The sequence below is a fragment of the Chitinophaga sp. GbtcB8 genome (genome assembly GCF_019091455.1).
Taxonomy (GTDB): domain Bacteria; phylum Bacteroidota; class Bacteroidia; order Chitinophagales; family Chitinophagaceae; genus Chitinophaga.
In genome coordinates this window covers 198337-214063 of sequence record NZ_JAGXJN010000002.1, presented here as the reverse complement: position 1 = coordinate 214063, position 15727 = coordinate 198337, and the positions used below count along the sequence as shown (strand labels likewise).

The window sequence follows — 15727 nt, the reverse complement described above, 5'->3', positions numbered from 1 at the left end:
ACATGAAGATCTTAATCACCGCCCCTTATCATGAGCCGGGCCTGGAAACATTACAACGGCAGTTTGGTGAAGTTATTTACCGGTCATGGAAACCTAACGGAAGGGCCTACAATGAAAACGAGCTGCTGAAAATGCTGTCGGATACACAGGCAAATGCGCTCATTACAGAACACGATCATGTGACCGAAAAGGTGATCACGGCAAATCCGCAACTGCAATTTATAGGGGTATGCCGCGGCACACCTTCCAATGTAGCGGTGAGTAAAGCTACAGAAATGGGAATTCCCGTATTTTTTACACCCGCGCGCAATGCGCAGGCCGTAGCAGAATTGTTTATTTCCAATGTTATTATGCTGCTGCGCAATACCATCCCGGGAATGAACTGGCTGAAGGGGCGCAACTGGCAGGCAGGTGCACACGACTCCTACCTGCACTTCAAAGGCAATGAGCTGGCCGGCAAAACCATTGGTATGGTGGGTTTTGGCGCAATCGGGCAGCTGATCGCAAAACTGGTCAGAGAGTACCCCTGCCCTATCCAGTTTTTTGATCCTTATGTGGCAGAATATAACAGCAGCTACCGCAAAACAACCCTGGAGGATCTGTTTGCCACCAGTGATATTGTATCCATCCACCTGCCTGTTACCGCAGAAACCAAAGGGATGATCAACAGCAGGTTGCTGAAAATGATGAAAAAGGACGCCATATTTATTAACACAGCCAGGGCCTCGGTAGTGCAGCAGAAAGACCTGCTGGAAGTACTGGAAAATAAATTGATCCGGGGTGCTATCTTAGATGTTTTTGATCATGAACCACCGGACGAGCTGGATTACAGGATCATTGATCTTCCGCAGGTAATTGCCACACCGCATATTGCAGGCGCTACCTTCGAGGTGGAAGATCACCACGTTGAAATTATGAACAGGGCCTTGCTGCAGTGGTATGCACAAGCCAACCGGCACATTGCCGAATTAGCCAACAAAGATCTACTTAAAGTTCATTTCCAATGACCATACAGGACACCTACATTATTGTGGACATAGGCACCGGGAACGTACGTGTGGCTGCGGCCTCGCCACAGGGACAGGTATTGGGCGTTGCCCGGGAAGATATAGTATATATCAACGATTCCTTATATCCCGATGCGCTGTATTTTGAGCCTGCGCAGCTGTGGTCACAGGTACAACGTTTGGCTGCACAGGTGCTGGCGGGTATCCCCCGCAGTACTGTAAAAGCGGTTACTGCCACCAGCCAGCGCGAAGGGATTGTATTGCTTTCAGCTTCCGGCGAGCCGCTGACCGGGTTACCCAATATCGACCATCGCGGCCGTGAATGGGAAAAGATCATTGCCGATAAAAGCAGGGTGTACCAGCTCACCGGGCGTTATCCCACCTCATTGTTCTCCGCCCTGAAACTGGTGGGCATCCGGGAGCGGAAGCCGGAGATATGGCAGCGTTGCAGCACATTTCTCAGTATCAGCAACTGGATCGAATTTATGTTCAGCGGAGTGGCGCGGTATGAGCATTCCCAGGCATCGGAAACGCTGCTGTACGACGTAGCGCAAAAGCAATGGTCGCCGGAGCTATGCAATGTTTTCGGACTGGATGCAGCTTTACTGCCACCACTGGTGGATTCAGCCACCATACTCGGCAGCATCCTCCCGGAAGTGGCCCTGCAGCTGGGCCTTCCGGGAACAGTGAAGATAATAGCAGGCGGCGGCGATACACAGCTTGCCATTAAAAGCACCCGCCCGGCGGTAGACGATGTAGTAATTGTTTCCGGTACCACCACTCCTATTGTAAAGTTAACCGGAACATATACGCTTGATGCGGAAGAAAGAACATGGACCAGCCGTGATATTGAACCGGGCCGCTTTGTATTTGAGGCCAATGCCGGTGTAACAGGACTGAACTACCAGCGGCTGAAGGAAATTTTTTATCCCAATGAAAATTATGAGGTGATAGAAAAAGAGCTGGAAGAAAACACCCATACTTTTTGCATGGCTTCTCTGGGCTCGCTGCTTGCAGATGAAGAAGTTTCCCTTACGCGCGGCGGTTTCATTTTTCCGGCCCCGGTATCGCATCTGCTTACCCGTGGATCCTTTGTATGGGCTACTATCCTCGACATTGCCTGCTCTATTGTTAAAAACTACCGGATCCTGGCAGCAACGGCCGGCCACCGTCCCGATTATATCTGGGCCTGCGGAGGAGGATTACAAAGCCGTGTATTGCGGCAGCTCATTGCCAATCTAACCGGCAAAAAAGTACAGATCAGGAAAGAATATGAGCAGTCATCTGCCATAGGCGGGGCGCTGATCTGCAATGAAGCATTGCAGGTACCGGTAGTGATGGACGATTATACAGAAGTGACCTATCCTGCCGACATGGAATATTATACCACCCTGTATGCAGAATGGGAAAAAACCCGGCACTACTTCAGGAGTATAAACTAATTACATTAAACATCAATTATGGAAACAGCTTGTTTCATAGGCATCGACGTAGGTACACAAGGCGCAAGAGTAGTATTGATGGATGCAACCGGCCAGCTGCTTGGCAACCGGGAAGAGCATTTCCCCCTATCCGGAAACATGCGGGAGGAGCAGTCGCCCGCCGGCTGGTGGGATGCATGCCTTGCCTGCCTGCACGGCCTTCTCCGGGAGCCCTCCCTGCAGCCATACCGGCAGCAGATCAGGGCCATCGCAGTTACCTCTACCTCCGGTACCATTATCCCCATTAACCATCAGCGTCAGCCGCTGCACAATGCCATCATGTACAGCGATGGCAGGCAGGCAGCGGCCGGAAAAATTTGCCATGCGGCGGCCATGCGGTATCACCCGCAGGGTTATACGTCATTTAATACTTCCAGTGGCTTGTCAAAAATGTTGTGGTTTGTGCAGCAATACCCCGGGCAGGTGAAAGCGCTTTATAAATTTATTCATGCAGCAGATTACATCACCGGTCAGCTAAGTGGCTGCTTTGATATCACTGATCAGACCAACGCCCTGAAATCCGGTTACGACGTGCAGGCGTACGGGTGGCCGGCGTATCTCTGGGAGCAGCTGCCCTTACAGCAGTCCTGGCTGCCGGAGGTGGTAGCCGCAGGTACTCCCCTGGGGAGAATAAGGCCCGATCTGGCAGCCCTCTTTGATCTGCCGGAGGAGGTGATCGTTGTGGCCGGCATGACAGATGGCTGCGCCTCACAAATTGCAGCGGGCGCCGTTAAACCGGGCGAGTGGAATACGACGATAGGCACTACCCTGGTAGTAAAAGGAGTGACCACCCGGTTCATCAACGATCCTTCGGGTGCTTTGTATTGTCACCGTCATCCGGAAGGCTACTGGATGCCGGGGGGCGCCAGTAATACGGGGGCCGATTGGGTGAGCAAAAAATTCCCGGGCGACCTTAGCTTGCTGAATGAGCAGGCCCTATCACTTATTCCCACCGGGCACCTCTCCTGGCCGTTGTTGCAGCAGGGAGAACGATTCCCGTTTATGGCGCCGCAGGCAAGAGGATTTGAACCGCCGGAATTATCTGATCCGGAAAGCTACACCGCAGGCATGGAAGGAGTTGCCTTTATAGAACGCTATGCATACGATATGATCCGGCAGCTGAGCGGGGAACCTGTGGAAAAGGTATATACCGCAGGCGGCGCCAGCAACAGCCATGCATGGTTAACTATCCGCAGCAATGTGCTCAACCTGCCCATCATCAAAATGAAACAAATGAGCGGTGCTGCCGGTGCAGCTATCCTGGCTGCCTCCAAAACATGGTATGCCAACATCATGGAAGCCGCAGCTGCTATGACCCAGGTGGCGGAAGAGATACTGCCAGACCCATCTCTCGTTAAAAAATACAACAACAGCTATCTGGCATTTATACAGCTGCTGAAAGAAAAAGGATATATTTCAACTTACGAGCATGCTTAATATTTATCTGTTAAGACACGGGCAAACCGCCTGGAACGCAGACAATAACCGCTACTGCGGCCGGTCAGATATTGCGCTGACCGCAAAAGGTATCAGCCAGGCGGAAACGGTACGGGAACAACTCAAAGGAATTATTTTTACCGGCGTATATTCCTCCCCGTTAGAACGGGCGTATAAAACGGCCGGTATTGCCAGCGGGATGGAAGTAACCAAAGACAACCGCCTTATTGAAGCTGATTTTGGTAACTGGGAAAAGAAAACGAAAGAAGAATTCATTGCCGAAGACCCGCAGCTATGGCATAACTGGATGAATGACCCTGGCATTCACCGCGCCGGCGGCACCGGGGAAACCGGCACTGAAATAGTGACCCGTGTAGAACACTTCTTCCAGGAGCTCCTGCAGCAGCACAGCAACGGCAACATCCTGGTGGCAGCGCACAATGGAGTTAACCGTTTGTACCTGGCCTATAAGCTGGGGATGCCACTGAAAAATTACCGGATGCTGGTGCAGGACAATGCTGGCGTCACCGTATTTAACCTGTCGGCCGGCGAACCTTTCACCTTACAACATCTTAATGCAAAATTCTGATCATGAAAATTAAGAACCTATTACTGGCAGCTGCATTGCTGGCCTGCCCTCGGCACACCTCCGCACAATCCGGCCCGCTGAATATACTGAACATCCGCAACAGTAAAGATCTGCAGGAATTTTTTAAATATACCGGGGAAGATATTCCTTTTATCAGCGGGCACCGGGGTGGTGTGAACGCCGGCTTCCCGGAAAACAGTATCGAAGCTTTTGAAAACACCCTGCGTCATACCCCTGCCACTTTTGAAATTGATCCGCGTCTTACAAAAGACAGTGCCATTGTATTGATGCATGATGCTACACTGGACCGCACCACCACCGGCAAAGGAAAGGTTGGCGACTATACGCTGGCGGAACTTAAGCAGCTGAAACTAAAAGATGTGGAAGGAAATGTAACGGAGTTTCGCATCCCTACCCTGCAGGAAGCGATCGTTTGGAGCAAGGGAAAAACTGTGTTGATCCTGGATAAAAAAGACGTTCCTTTCGAGATGACCGCGAAGATCATTAAAGACAATCACGCGGAAGGAAACGTAATGGTAACGGTACATACCGCCAAAGAAGCGCGCTGGTATCACGAGCGCAATAAAGATATTGTGTTTGAGGCATTTGTTAAAACGCAGCAGGCGCTGGAAGAATATGAAGCCGAACAAATACCCTGGTCGCATATTATGGCATACGTAGGTCCGGATAATAATGCCGCGTTAAAACCGCTTTACCGCAATTTAAATAAGCGCGGTGTGATGTGCATGATCTCCACAGCGCCTACATACGACAAGCTTGCTTCTGCAGCTGAACGTAAGGCGGCCTACCAGGCGATTATACGTGACGGCGCCAGCCTGATTGAAGCCGACCGCTCCATTGAGGCGGCGGATGCTATCCGTTCATTGGTGCCGGCTCAAAGCGCAAAAAAGAAATTCTTTGGTAAAAAATAAAATATAAGACCGTCTTACAGTATAATGCTATAAGACGATCTTACATTTACTCATTGTGCCTTTATTCGTTTTAAGGTAACCGCCTTCCTGCGCTTCCACCCGGTAATAACGGGATCTTCACCGGTCGGTTTACCTTTAGCGTCGATCTGGCCGAGGCTTTTTGCCAGCGACTGGCTTAAACGCGCCGCTTTCCTGTTAGCTTTTATCCAGCTGGTCCTGGCTTCCCGGGCATTATCTTCCAATGACCTTATTCCCCTGTTGATAGTATCCAGCTCCTTTTTATATTCTTTCTGCTTACGGTAAATGATCATCAACCGGTTGTAAGCGGCAATCGTTAAAGGATCATTGGAAAGTGCCTCATTATATAATTTGATGGCGCCTGCCAGATCGTCCTCAGACTCCAGCTGCCGGGCCTGTTCCAATAAACTCTTATGGGAAATTTTATCCACCATTAGCGGCCATTCAAATACTTAATAATATCTGCTCTTACAGGCCCTGCCTTTTCTATCGCATTTTTAATTTCCTGGTGTGTTTTAGATGGAAACTGCTGGTGAAGATATTCCACTTCTGAAGGATCCTGACTATCTACCCGGATATCATCCTGTTTTCCAACATTTTTTTTATCGTCTGCCATGAGCTCAAAATTTAAGTGAAAGAAATGATGTTTCCGCTTCAGTTATCACAAATTACATACCAGCCGGGGAGCGGTATGGTTGCACCATTACTTTCCTCTCAATACCCCTGATTCTGTTCCAATACAGCACCGGTATTTTGTGTTATTTCAGTAGCAGGTATCGGCCACAGATTATGGTAGGTTTCAATCGTCAGGCCGGACTTAGGGTTGTATTTTTTATCACGGTCGTATAACAGTCCTAACCGGGTAAGGGTTACTGCCCGGAACTCTTCCATGTACAATTCCCGCAAACGTTCATCCAGGATGTAATCGATATTCATTTCTGCAGCGGTGGCCGTAGTAGTTTGTGCCCTGTTCCGCAGCACATTGATATCATCTGCTGCTTTCTGTTTTTCTCCTTTCCCAACATAAGCTTCTGCTCTTAACAGGTAAGTTTCGGCCAAACGGACCATATACTTCTGCATAAACAAGCGGGAGGCGCCGTTTAACAAAAATCCGCCAAACGGATTGCTCACATTGGTGAGTACCGCCGGACCTGCAGCTGATACAAAATCACCTGCTGATGGAGACGTTTTCCTGATCACCGGATAAAAATTGCGGATGGTATCCCTGAAGTCTGCCGGTTGTACTTTGTCTTTGTAACCATCTTTTACGTACCATTTACCGTAATCAGGAGAATTAGCAGGTACACCGGAGATCCGGATATCCCTAACGATATTATAGGAAGAATTGCGGATATCACCAGGTGTCCAGATCTCATAAAAGAAGTGATTGGTAGGACGTATCCAGCCGATGCCGTTAGAAGAAACACTGTCCACAAACTTGGCGTTGAACAGGATTGCCATTTTAGTTTTAGTGGCAGACTCCACAATTCTAATACCCGTTAAGCTGGGAACTACCGCCCAGGCGGTCTGATCCCCCACGGATGCGGAGTTGTTCAGCGTGGTTTGTATCACCAGCAGCCCTTCATGGTTGCCGGTGCTGTAGTTCTGGTTATTGTATTCAAACAGGTCGCGGTAAACATCACCCGGTAAATTGGCTCTCCTGCCAAACCGGCTGGTCATCAGCGATAAGCCCGGAAAGCTGATCACCTCTGATGCACTCGTAATGGCGCCATCATAATCCTTTAAAGAGATGAGCACTTCCGTGAGGACATGTTTGGCAATTTGTTTATTCACCGTACCATCAGGCACCTGGTTAATATCAGACAACAGGCCGATAGCCTGTTGCAGGTCTTTTTTACATTGCTGGTATACCTCCGCCCGGCTGGATCGCACATAATCATACCGCGGGCCTGAAAGTTCATTCAATTCAACAGGCACTCCGCCGTACAGATTGGCCAGTACGTTATACGCATAAGCTCTGAAGAACAATGCCTGGCCGAGGAAACTGTTCTTATCAGCATCGCTCAGCTGAGTGGCTGTATTTAGCCGGTTGATGATCAGGTTAGCATTCGTGATGATCTTGTAATAGGCCGTCCAGATACCCGTTGGAATAAGATAGCTGGGCACCATGGTCGCCTTATAGGCATTTAACTTCGCGGCAGGATCATAATCGGTGGCGTTATATGCAAAGTCAGTAGCATAATACAAACCGAAATAAGTATCCAGGTTGATATTGCCCATGTAGATGTTTCTGACACCGTTGTACAGGTTGTTGGTAGCCTGCTGATACTGGATTGCTGTTTGCAGCGTATTGTCCGGTGTATAGATGGATAGCGGATCTTCGTCCAGGAAGCTCTTACTGCAGGAAGATAACACAGCACCGATGCCAAGCAGGTATATGATGATTCTTTTTTTCATGACTTAAAGTTTAGGGTGAAAGCATTAAAATGTCACATTTACGCCGAGTGAATAGTTTTTCATCACGGGGTAACCGTTCTGGTCCAGGCCCAGGCCACCCGGTATTCTCAAGCCCAATGAGGACCGTTGAGTGGACGGAGGATTGGATTCGGGATCCCATCCATCCCATTTGGTAATGGTCAGGAGGTTTTGTGCATTTACGTATATGCTTGCTGCCTTTATTATTTTTAAACGGCTCAGCACTCCTTCCGGCAGCGTATAGGTAAGGGTGATGTCCTGGAGACGGATAAAGCTCCGGGATTGATAAGGACCAAAATTTTCACCCAGTGTGGCTACATAGGCAGCGATGCTTCTGTAACGTGCGTTGGGATTATTAGGCGTCCAGTAATCGTATACAAAGCCGTTATTATTCCGGATATTGTCCGGATTCAACAGCATGATACCCGGTGCGCCCATGTAGCCGTTTTTACCACCCTGAATGGTATTGATGAAGAATTTTAACTGGAATGCTTTGTATTGAAAGCTGTTGGAAATACCCACACTGTAAGAGGGATCCAGCTTGCCCAGTATCTGTTTATCTGCCGGGGTGATCTGGCCGTCCTTGTTTCTGTCTTCAATTTTATATTGACCGGCTTTGAAGCCCTGTGCGGCAAGGCTGGCGGGAACCTCTTCTCCCAGCTGGTACATACCGCTGATCTTGTAGTCGTAAACTACGCCGTAAGGCTGACCGATAAAGTAGCTTAAAATGGGATCTGCGCCATTGATCAGATCATTTTTGGTACCATCTATATCCAGTACTTTGTTCCGGTTCCGGAAGAAATTAGCCGTTACTTCCCACCTGAAGTTTTTGTTGCTAACCGGTATGCCGGTGATGTTCAGCTCCTGTCCTCTGTTCTGGATCTTTCCGATGTTGATCAGGAAGCTGTTGAAGCCTGTGATGGTAGGCGTAGCTCTGGAGTTCAACAGGTTTACGGAATTGGAGAAATACAAATCCAGTGAACCAAAGAGCCGGTTGTTGAAAAATGAGAAGTCCACACCGATGTTAAAGGAGCGGGTAGTTTCCCAGCGCAGGCCGGAATTGGGCAGCTGGTTTAAGTAAGAACCCAGTTGTGCGCCACCGGAGCTGCCGTACAAATAACCGTTCGCTAATCCAACACTCATCTGGGCAAGCGTTTGGTACCGGCCCACGGTTCTGTTCCCGGTAGAACCGTAAGACAGTCTTAATTTCAGATCGTCGATAAAACCAACGGACTGAAGAAATTTTTCTTCTTTTAAACGCCATGCAAAAGCAATAGACGGGAATGTGGCCCATTTGTTTTGAGCGGAGAATCCGGAAAAGCCATCCCTTCTGACAGTACCGGTTAAGATATATTTTTTGTCGAACGAATAAGACAGTCTGGCCATCTGGTAAAGCGCCGTTTCCTTCCAGGGCAGAACAGCCAGATCGTTTGATGTTGTAAGCCGCGCGGGATCTCCCACATCCAGCCTGTTATAGGACAATCCCCCATTAGTGATCCCCCCGGCGGAGGTGCTGGTGCCATCATGTGTGTTTTTCTCTGCGCCATACAACAAGGTCAGGTCCACCCCATGTTTTCCAAAGTCCCGCTTATAGGTAAGGATGTGATCCAGTGTCAGAAAATAATCCGTCATATAGGTTTTATAGGCGGTAGCTTCAACGGTAGGGGCATTGTAATTAAACCGGTTGGTATAGATGTAATTGTTTCCAAAGTTGACACGGTAGTTCAGCCCTTTCACATACGGAATATCCACGCTGACGAAAAAATTTCCTATGATGTTCATATTCCGGTCAACGTCCCTGGATCTTTTAAGTATTTCCAATGCAGTGGGCGTAGTTGTTTGCGCATAAAACTCCAGCATCTGACCGGTTTTCGGATCAAAGGGCAGGTTGTATGGCTTCAGCTGCATGATGTCGGAAAAAGTGGGCGAAACGCCACTGTAATCATTGATGGAGAGTCCCGTTTGAGCGCCTACTGTCAGCCAATCGGCGGGTTTGGCTTCCACATTGAGCCGTATACTGTTCCTCCTGTAATTATCATTCATTATAAGATTCAGCTGGTCAAAATAACCATAGCCCAGATAAAACCGGATCTTCTTTGACCGTCCGCTAAGGCTAATGTTATGGTTCTGGATCCTGGGGCGGGAATTGGTCATTAATTTCCACCAGTTGGCTTCATAGCCGTTCTTGTAATTGTCGCCCTCAATGCCCGGCATTTTGGTTGTAGGATCCCAGTTAGGGTTCATCTTCGTCATGTCGTTGGGGTCCCGGCTTTCAGACAGGTACCAGTCGCCCAGCTTCTCTATGTATTGGGCTCCGGAGGCTGGTCTCATGCTCTTTTTGGTCATTTCCTGTATAGAATAAGACCCGCTGTAATCGACGGTGAGTTTCTCAATACCGCTTGCCCCGCTTTTGGTGGTGACCAGCACTACCCCGTTTGATGCCTGGGAGCCATATACAGCGGCAGCGCTGGCATCTTTTAAAAGGTCAATGCTGGCAATGTCGGAGGGGTTGATAGAAGTGAGTGCTCCTCTATAAATAAGTCCATCTACCACAATGAGCGGAGAGGTGGTGCCGGAGATAGAGTTCCTGCCGCGTACCATCAACGCAGGGTCACTGCCGGCCCTGGTAACCTGGCCTACGGTGAGGCCCGGAACCGTACCTCTCAATGAAGACATGACGTTTGCATTAGGAGATTGTTTTTGTATCAGCAGGTCCGCTTTGGCAACTGCCCCGGTAACATCCTGCCTTTTCCTGGTGCCATATCCGATGACTACCACGCTACTCAGCTCACTTACTGAAGATGATAATGTAAATAACAACGCGGCATTCTGGCCCGGAATAATTTTATATCCTGTAAATGATTTTGCATCATAGCCTATCATGTGCACATTAAAGGCGTAGCTCCCTGCTGGTAAATTTTTAAATGCGAATTTTCCGGTGCTGTCAGAGATGGCGATATTCACGCGTTTGCCGTTTGCCGAAGCTTCAACAGTGGCGCCGGGAAGCGATGCGCCTCCCTGATCTGTTACTATTCCGTTCACACTGCCCGTATTATTTTGCCCGTAGGACCGAGCAAATACCGCACAAAGGATTAGTATGACCGCAATGCTTGTTCTTACAATTCCTTTCATAAAACAATTTTTTTGGTGTTAGTTGCCAGAGGATAAAGTGAGGGGAAGCGGTAGCAGCAGCTACCTGCATTTTCTGCTGTTTGGCAGCATTCTGAAGTTTTTTTCATAATGTGGTTTTTTAACGTGAATTGATGTCGGTTCCTATTTATGCATACGTTTGCATTAATACTCAAAAAAAAGTTAATTAGTTCAGTTCAATTGTTTATAGATCCGTCTGTTGTAGCATAGCTCTCCTGTTCGGCAATGCCGGCATGCCTTTCAATCGCAGGCCTGGTTGTATGTGAATGCACTGTTCTGGTTGATAATGTTAAGCCAGTAATATAGGTATCGTCTGAATCCTGAACGTGTAACTTGTATCACCGACCTATGTTCTATAGGTCAGTAACAGGAAGTTATAGAATAAATAATATTGCGGGAGGCAAATTCCTCTCACAGATAAAATAATATCAGCAATTGCTTAATTTATATTCAGGTGCGGATGATATTGGCCTGATCCTGCCGGGCGGTAAGGGCTAACGCTTAAGGCAATGAATACATCGTTAACCTTTCCATCGAAAACTGGTGGGTAGGCGACCGTGAGAGCTGGGTGATGCTTACTCCCTCTGTGTATAATATTGACGCCTGGGAAGATACTGAAGTATTGACCATCACAAGAGCTGGCTTTCTGGAATTGTCATATCATGTCCCGGCCCTGAGTGAAGTGGTAAAATCAATAGATGAAAAACATGCTATTGCTACACAGAAAAGACTCACCGCATCCATTAGCCTTTCTGCAGAAAAACGCTATGCTGATCTTTCCAGCCGGTATCCTGAGCTTCTAAAACGCTTCCCGCAACACCAGATCGCTTCCTACCTTGGCATTACCAAAGAAACACTGAGCCGTGTCCGCCACCGCATTCAGTGGATGAAAGCAGGCAATGGCATCATTCATGATGAAACGATGAACCCGGATTCTCAAACCGGCAGCCCCTATATGCACGGCTTCCAGTTTTGGATCAATCTTCCTGCAAGTGTGAAAAAGGATGATCCCGCATATCTTGCTGTTGATGCCGGGAGGTTCCGCAAATGCAGCTGAGTGGGAACAGCGGCTGGCTGAAAGTGATTGCCGGATCGTATGAACAGCTTGTTTCAAAAGTGCCGGCTTATTCCAAACAGTATTTATACCACATTCACCTGAACGCTGGAAAACAATTCTTGATCCAAACAGAAAAAGGGCTGGAGTATGCTGCATTCCTTCCGGATGAGGGAGCAACCATTAATGATACGGTATTTGAAGCCGGCGATTTCATTGAATTTGACCGGGAAGATGGAATAATAGCAATCACCAATACTTCAGCCACCGCTGCCGGCATTATTTTGTTTGGCGGAGAAAGATATACCGAGCCCATTGTGGCCCAGGGGCCTTTTGTGATGAATACAAAGCAGGAAATTGTAACCGCCTACAACGATTTCCATTCCGGTAAATACGGAAAAATTACTTATACGAGTTTATAATTCTCCTGTAAGAAATTGTGCTTTGCCTAATCCGAAAGACCAATCTTCCTGCTCATTCTCAATCACAGAAATAATCAGGTCAGTTGGCGGTGTTCCGATCTTCAGTTGCTTATCAGGTAAATGCGGGAAGGCCCTCACCTGGCCTTCTCCATTTGTTTAATGGCCGTCCATCCTTCCGGGGTGATGCCCATAATCTCGGTGGCAACACCCAGCGTTTGGTAAGTGTCAAAGAAAGCCATTCGTGCAATTGGGTGATCCACTTCGCTCATGACCGCATAACCTTGTTCGCGCAGATCACCGGTAATCCGGTCAAAATCGCTAACCGGCATACGGAATGCAAGATGCTGTGTACCGCCTGCGGGATATTTTCCCAGGTAGTCATGGAACATGCTTTGGCCGGAAAGAGGTTGAACAAGCTCGATGAAGGTACCACCATTATAGGTCTGAGTGGTTAGCCATTCAGCCGCTACAACCTTGCCATAATAGGTCATATCCAGATCCTGTGCGCGGATATGCTCCGGTTTGGGAAAACCGGCGATGCCCAGGGCGCCTGAAAGGAATTTTACGGCGGCGTGAATGTCCGGGACCACCCAGCCGATCTGTGCGAGCTCCAGCCCGGCGATAGTGTTGTTTATACTGCTCATATTTGTTTGCTGTTAGATTAGTGGCTGGGTGCTCTCCACAGCACCCTTGCATTCTTTTACCCGCCTGAACGGGCAATAGCAATACTACATATAAAATACATTGAACCGGTGGCCATCAGGATCCGCAAACACGAAACCATAATAACCCTTTCCAAACTCTTCCGGTTTGGAAACGATTGTTCCCCCGGCTTCCCGTACCTCTTTTTCCCAATTATTAACCGCTTCCTTAGTGTCTGCAGAAAGGGTGAAAATAATTTCATTCCCGGCTTTTGTATCAATGATTGGGCCCTTCATGCCGGGTTCAAGTGCATCCTTCAGAAAGAAATGGATGATAAAGTTTTCCTCACCAAAGAAGAAGCTGGTCAGCTGGTCCGAATCCCCGTTATGTTTAAATCCGATCTGCTTATAGAATTTAGTGGTTCGTTCTAAATTCTGTACACTGAAATTGGCCCATATTTTTTTTGTGTTCATAAACTAAAGGTTTTATGTTTAACTGCGTTCAAAGTTAGTCCATAGGTTTCTCAAAGAGGGTGGCTATTTGCGTAAATTTCCGGGGTTATTTCCGTCATTCTCAGGGAACGGTGTTTTTAGAGCCGCTAAATAAGATCTGTTGCCACAAAAATCTACAGCGTACCAGGCAAAAAATAATTTTGCGCTGCATTATAAAAAACGATGAGGGGTAACCGTTATATACAGTATATATTTGTTGCTGAAATAACCAAACCCATATCCTATGAAGAAAAACCATCGTACCTGTAGCACTGTACTTATTGCTGTCACATTAATGGGGTCATGGCTGACCTCCTGCAAAAGAGATCTGCTCCCACAAAAAAAAGAAATGTCTGCTATGATCAGTACCGGCGCTTATACGGTGCTGACCACAGAACGGCCCACACTTCCTCCTGTATCTGACGGACCCGTGGAGCTGGGTATGCAGTTCAAAGCATCTTCATCCGGCACTATTACCAAATTCAGGTATTATAAAGTAGCCGGGGAAACAGGCACGCATACCGGGCGCTTATGGTCTGCCAATGGCAGGCTCCTGAAAACAGCTGTTTTCTCTGCAGAAACAGATACCGGCTGGCAAACAGTTACGCTGGATACCCCCTATCCTGTCAGCGCAGATACCGTGTATATTATTGCGGTAAATGCCCTGAGCCATTATGCAGCCACTACGCAGGGCCTGGCTACTGTTATCAGCAACGGCCCGCTGAGCAGCATTGCCGGTAATAACGGCCGGTATAATTACACCACCGGCGGTTTCCCGAACAGCACATACGACAACACCAATTACTTCCGGGATATTGAATTTGTACCTGGGCAGGATGACCCGGCCGCCCCTACTGCACCGGCCAATCTCAGTGCCTCTGATATTACCGCCAGCAGCGCCACGCTGAGCTGGTCTGCCGCTACAGATAACATAGGCGTTACCGCTTATGAAATATACCGTAACGGTACGCTCATTGACACTACACAGGGCACCACTATAGCCGTTCCTCATTTAAACACCGCAGGGCTTTACAGCTTTTACGTAAAAGCAAGGGACGCATTTGGCAACCACTCTGCTGCCAGTAACCTGGCAGATTTTACAACCCTGAATACCAGCGGCATCACGCATGGCTCCCAGCTTACCACAGCTATAGTAGGGCCGCAGGGCATTAACATCAGCACCTTTACCACCGTAGCTGGCGGCACCTTCAGCGGCACAGCATTAAGCGGCTGGGGCAGCGCAGCACGTACAGTTGGCGCCGGCGGAGAAACTATTGATGGCTACTGGTTCCCGGCCGGCACAGTAGTGCTGCAGGGCGCCAATATCAGTTCACGCATTACCGTTACCAGCGGATGGCTGGTGCTGCGGGGCTGTAAAGGAGATATACTTGTTAATCATCCTGCCGGTAATGGAGGTGGTGCAGCAGCCCTGTTCTGCCAGCTGGGCGAATTTGATACAGGCGGCCTTAAAGACAGGCGGCAACCGGCAGCATCTATTGTGTACCGTTGTTATTTCCCGCATAGCGGCCTGGAAAATGTGTATGCAAATAATATCACTGTAACGGAATCCTGGATCACTCCCAACCCCGATACAGTTGGCACAGAACATATTGATGGGATCCAGACCTGGGGCGGACAGCGTTACCTGAACTTCTCCCGCAACCACCTGGAGTTCAATCCGCCACACACAGCGCCCTATGGCCTTTCCGGGCTGATAGGCATGTATTCGGATGGTTCACAGGACGGTTTCGATGGTTATGATCACGTAATGGTAAATGACAATTACTTTATACTGAATGCCTATGGTATAGCCCTGCATGCACCGCTGGCCGTACCGGTCACCAATATGACCGTTACCGGTAACCGCTGGGTATGGAGCAATGCCGCTGAGGATGCGGACTATACCAATGCGGTATATCATAATCCCAGCCAGTCTATCCCGGACTACAATAAAAACAGTGGCAATGGCAACCACTGGAAGAACAACCAATGGGCAGATGGCCCTCATGCCGGGGACTTCCTTTGGCCGGACAATGCTACCTCTGCAACGGAGTTCTAACGGAAAACA

14 protein-coding genes are annotated in these 15727 nt (G+C 48.6%); 8 read left to right on the top strand and 6 right to left on the bottom strand.

The window, feature by feature from the left end; translation table 11 throughout:
- The first annotated feature begins 2 nt into the window (after nt 1–2).
- From KVT36_RS03915 to KVT36_RS03895, 5 genes are read left to right on the top strand one after another with little or no spacing between them, the layout of a single operon-like run.
- Nucleotides 3–1007 (top strand): 2-hydroxyacid dehydrogenase, encoded by a 1005-nt coding sequence (locus KVT36_RS03915; protein WP_217602196.1) that lies wholly within the window; start codon nt 3–5, stop codon nt 1005–1007.
- A complete protein-coding gene (locus tag KVT36_RS03910) occupies nt 1004–2449 on the top strand; it encodes an FGGY-family carbohydrate kinase (RefSeq protein ID WP_217602195.1) in 1446 nt (481 codons plus the stop codon). Before KVT36_RS03915 ends, KVT36_RS03910 begins: the two co-directional genes overlap by 4 nt.
- Before the next feature lie 18 nt (nt 2450–2467).
- Entirely contained in the window at nt 2468–3925 is a 1458-nt protein-coding gene (locus KVT36_RS03905) for an FGGY-family carbohydrate kinase (protein ID WP_217602194.1), read from the top strand.
- On the top strand, nt 3918–4514 hold the full coding sequence (locus KVT36_RS03900) for a histidine phosphatase family protein (protein WP_217602193.1): 597 nt from the start codon (nt 3918–3920) through the stop codon (nt 4512–4514). The genes KVT36_RS03905 and KVT36_RS03900 overlap by 8 nt, the downstream gene beginning before the upstream one ends.
- Nucleotides 4515–4516: 2 nt before the next feature.
- On the top strand, nt 4517–5446 hold the full coding sequence (locus tag KVT36_RS03895) for a glycerophosphodiester phosphodiesterase family protein (protein WP_217602192.1): 930 nt from the start codon (nt 4517–4519) through the stop codon (nt 5444–5446).
- 50 nt (nt 5447–5496) lie between these two features.
- On the opposite strand, the gene KVT36_RS03890 is transcribed toward KVT36_RS03895, so the two are convergent.
- The 4 genes from KVT36_RS03890 to KVT36_RS03875 all read right to left on the bottom strand — a co-directional run bounded on the left by KVT36_RS03890 (nt 5497) and on the right by KVT36_RS03875 (nt 10942).
- Nucleotides 5497–5898, bottom strand: coding sequence for a hypothetical protein (locus tag KVT36_RS03890; protein WP_217602191.1), 402 nt, complete (start codon nt 5896–5898; stop codon nt 5497–5499).
- Nucleotides 5898–6080, bottom strand: coding sequence for a DUF3606 domain-containing protein (locus KVT36_RS03885; RefSeq protein ID WP_217602190.1), 183 nt, complete (start codon nt 6078–6080; stop codon nt 5898–5900). The genes KVT36_RS03890 and KVT36_RS03885 overlap by 1 nt, the downstream gene beginning before the upstream one ends.
- Nucleotides 6081–6178: 98 nt before the next feature.
- Nucleotides 6179–7882 carry a RagB/SusD family nutrient uptake outer membrane protein gene (locus KVT36_RS03880; protein ID WP_217602189.1) on the bottom strand — a complete coding sequence of 568 codons (1704 nt, stop codon included), beginning with the start codon at nt 7880–7882 and terminating at the stop codon, nt 6179–6181.
- Nucleotides 7883–7906: 24 nt separating this feature from the next.
- Entirely contained in the window at nt 7907–10942 is a 3036-nt protein-coding gene (locus tag KVT36_RS03875) for a SusC/RagA family TonB-linked outer membrane protein (protein WP_368669995.1), read from the bottom strand.
- Nucleotides 10943–11621: 679 nt separating this feature from the next.
- Between KVT36_RS03875 and KVT36_RS03870 the strand changes: the two genes are divergently transcribed.
- Together KVT36_RS03870 and KVT36_RS03865 are read left to right on the top strand one after the other, a co-directional pair.
- On the top strand, nt 11622–12107 hold the full coding sequence (locus KVT36_RS03870; RefSeq protein ID WP_217602187.1) for a pirin family protein: 486 nt from the start codon (nt 11622–11624) through the stop codon (nt 12105–12107).
- On the top strand, nt 12098–12526 hold the full coding sequence (locus KVT36_RS03865; protein WP_217602186.1) for a pirin-like C-terminal cupin domain-containing protein: 429 nt from the start codon (nt 12098–12100) through the stop codon (nt 12524–12526). Before KVT36_RS03870 ends, KVT36_RS03865 begins: the two co-directional genes overlap by 10 nt.
- A gap of 134 nt (nt 12527–12660) precedes the next feature.
- Here the strand turns inward: KVT36_RS03865 and KVT36_RS03860 are convergent, their stop codons facing one another.
- Together KVT36_RS03860 and KVT36_RS03855 are read right to left on the bottom strand one after the other, a co-directional pair.
- Nucleotides 12661–13170: a VOC family protein gene (locus tag KVT36_RS03860; protein WP_217602185.1), complete on the bottom strand. Its 510-nt coding sequence runs from the start codon at nt 13168–13170 to the stop codon at nt 12661–12663.
- Nucleotides 13171–13254: 84 nt separating this feature from the next.
- Nucleotides 13255–13641 (bottom strand): VOC family protein, encoded by a 387-nt coding sequence (locus KVT36_RS03855; RefSeq protein WP_217602184.1) that lies wholly within the window; start codon nt 13639–13641, stop codon nt 13255–13257.
- 262 nt (nt 13642–13903) lie between these two features.
- Between KVT36_RS03855 and KVT36_RS03850 the strand changes: the two genes are divergently transcribed.
- Nucleotides 13904–15718, top strand: coding sequence for a DUF4082 domain-containing protein (locus KVT36_RS03850; protein WP_217602183.1), 1815 nt, complete (start codon nt 13904–13906; stop codon nt 15716–15718).
- The last annotated feature ends 9 nt before the right edge of the window (nt 15719–15727 follow it).

Bases quoted from the DNA above. Each gene is read 5' to 3' on its own strand.
- KVT36_RS03915 (WP_217602196.1), top strand. From the start codon at position 3: ATGAAGATCTTAATCACCGCCCCTTATCATGAGCCGGGCCTGGAAACA.
- KVT36_RS03910 (WP_217602195.1), top strand. From the start codon at position 1,004: ATGACCATACAGGACACCTACATTATTGTGGACATAGGCACCGGGAAC.
- KVT36_RS03905 (WP_217602194.1), top strand. From the start codon at position 2,468: ATGGAAACAGCTTGTTTCATAGGCATCGACGTAGGTACACAAGGCGCA.
- KVT36_RS03900 (WP_217602193.1), top strand. From the start codon at position 3,918: ATGCTTAATATTTATCTGTTAAGACACGGGCAAACCGCCTGGAACGCA.
- KVT36_RS03895 (WP_217602192.1), top strand. From the start codon at position 4,517: ATGAAAATTAAGAACCTATTACTGGCAGCTGCATTGCTGGCCTGCCCT.
- KVT36_RS03890 (WP_217602191.1), bottom strand. From the start codon at position 5,898: ATGGTGGATAAAATTTCCCATAAGAGTTTATTGGAACAGGCCCGGCAG.
- KVT36_RS03885 (WP_217602190.1), bottom strand. From the start codon at position 6,080: ATGGCAGACGATAAAAAAAATGTTGGAAAACAGGATGATATCCGGGTA.
- KVT36_RS03880 (WP_217602189.1), bottom strand. From the start codon at position 7,882: ATGAAAAAAAGAATCATCATATACCTGCTTGGCATCGGTGCTGTGTTA.
- KVT36_RS03870 (WP_217602187.1), top strand. From the start codon at position 11,622: ATGCTTACTCCCTCTGTGTATAATATTGACGCCTGGGAAGATACTGAA.
- KVT36_RS03865 (WP_217602186.1), top strand. From the start codon at position 12,098: ATGCAGCTGAGTGGGAACAGCGGCTGGCTGAAAGTGATTGCCGGATCG.
- KVT36_RS03860 (WP_217602185.1), bottom strand. From the start codon at position 13,170: ATGAGCAGTATAAACAACACTATCGCCGGGCTGGAGCTCGCACAGATC.
- KVT36_RS03855 (WP_217602184.1), bottom strand. From the start codon at position 13,641: ATGAACACAAAAAAAATATGGGCCAATTTCAGTGTACAGAATTTAGAA.
- KVT36_RS03850 (WP_217602183.1), top strand. From the start codon at position 13,904: ATGAAGAAAAACCATCGTACCTGTAGCACTGTACTTATTGCTGTCACA.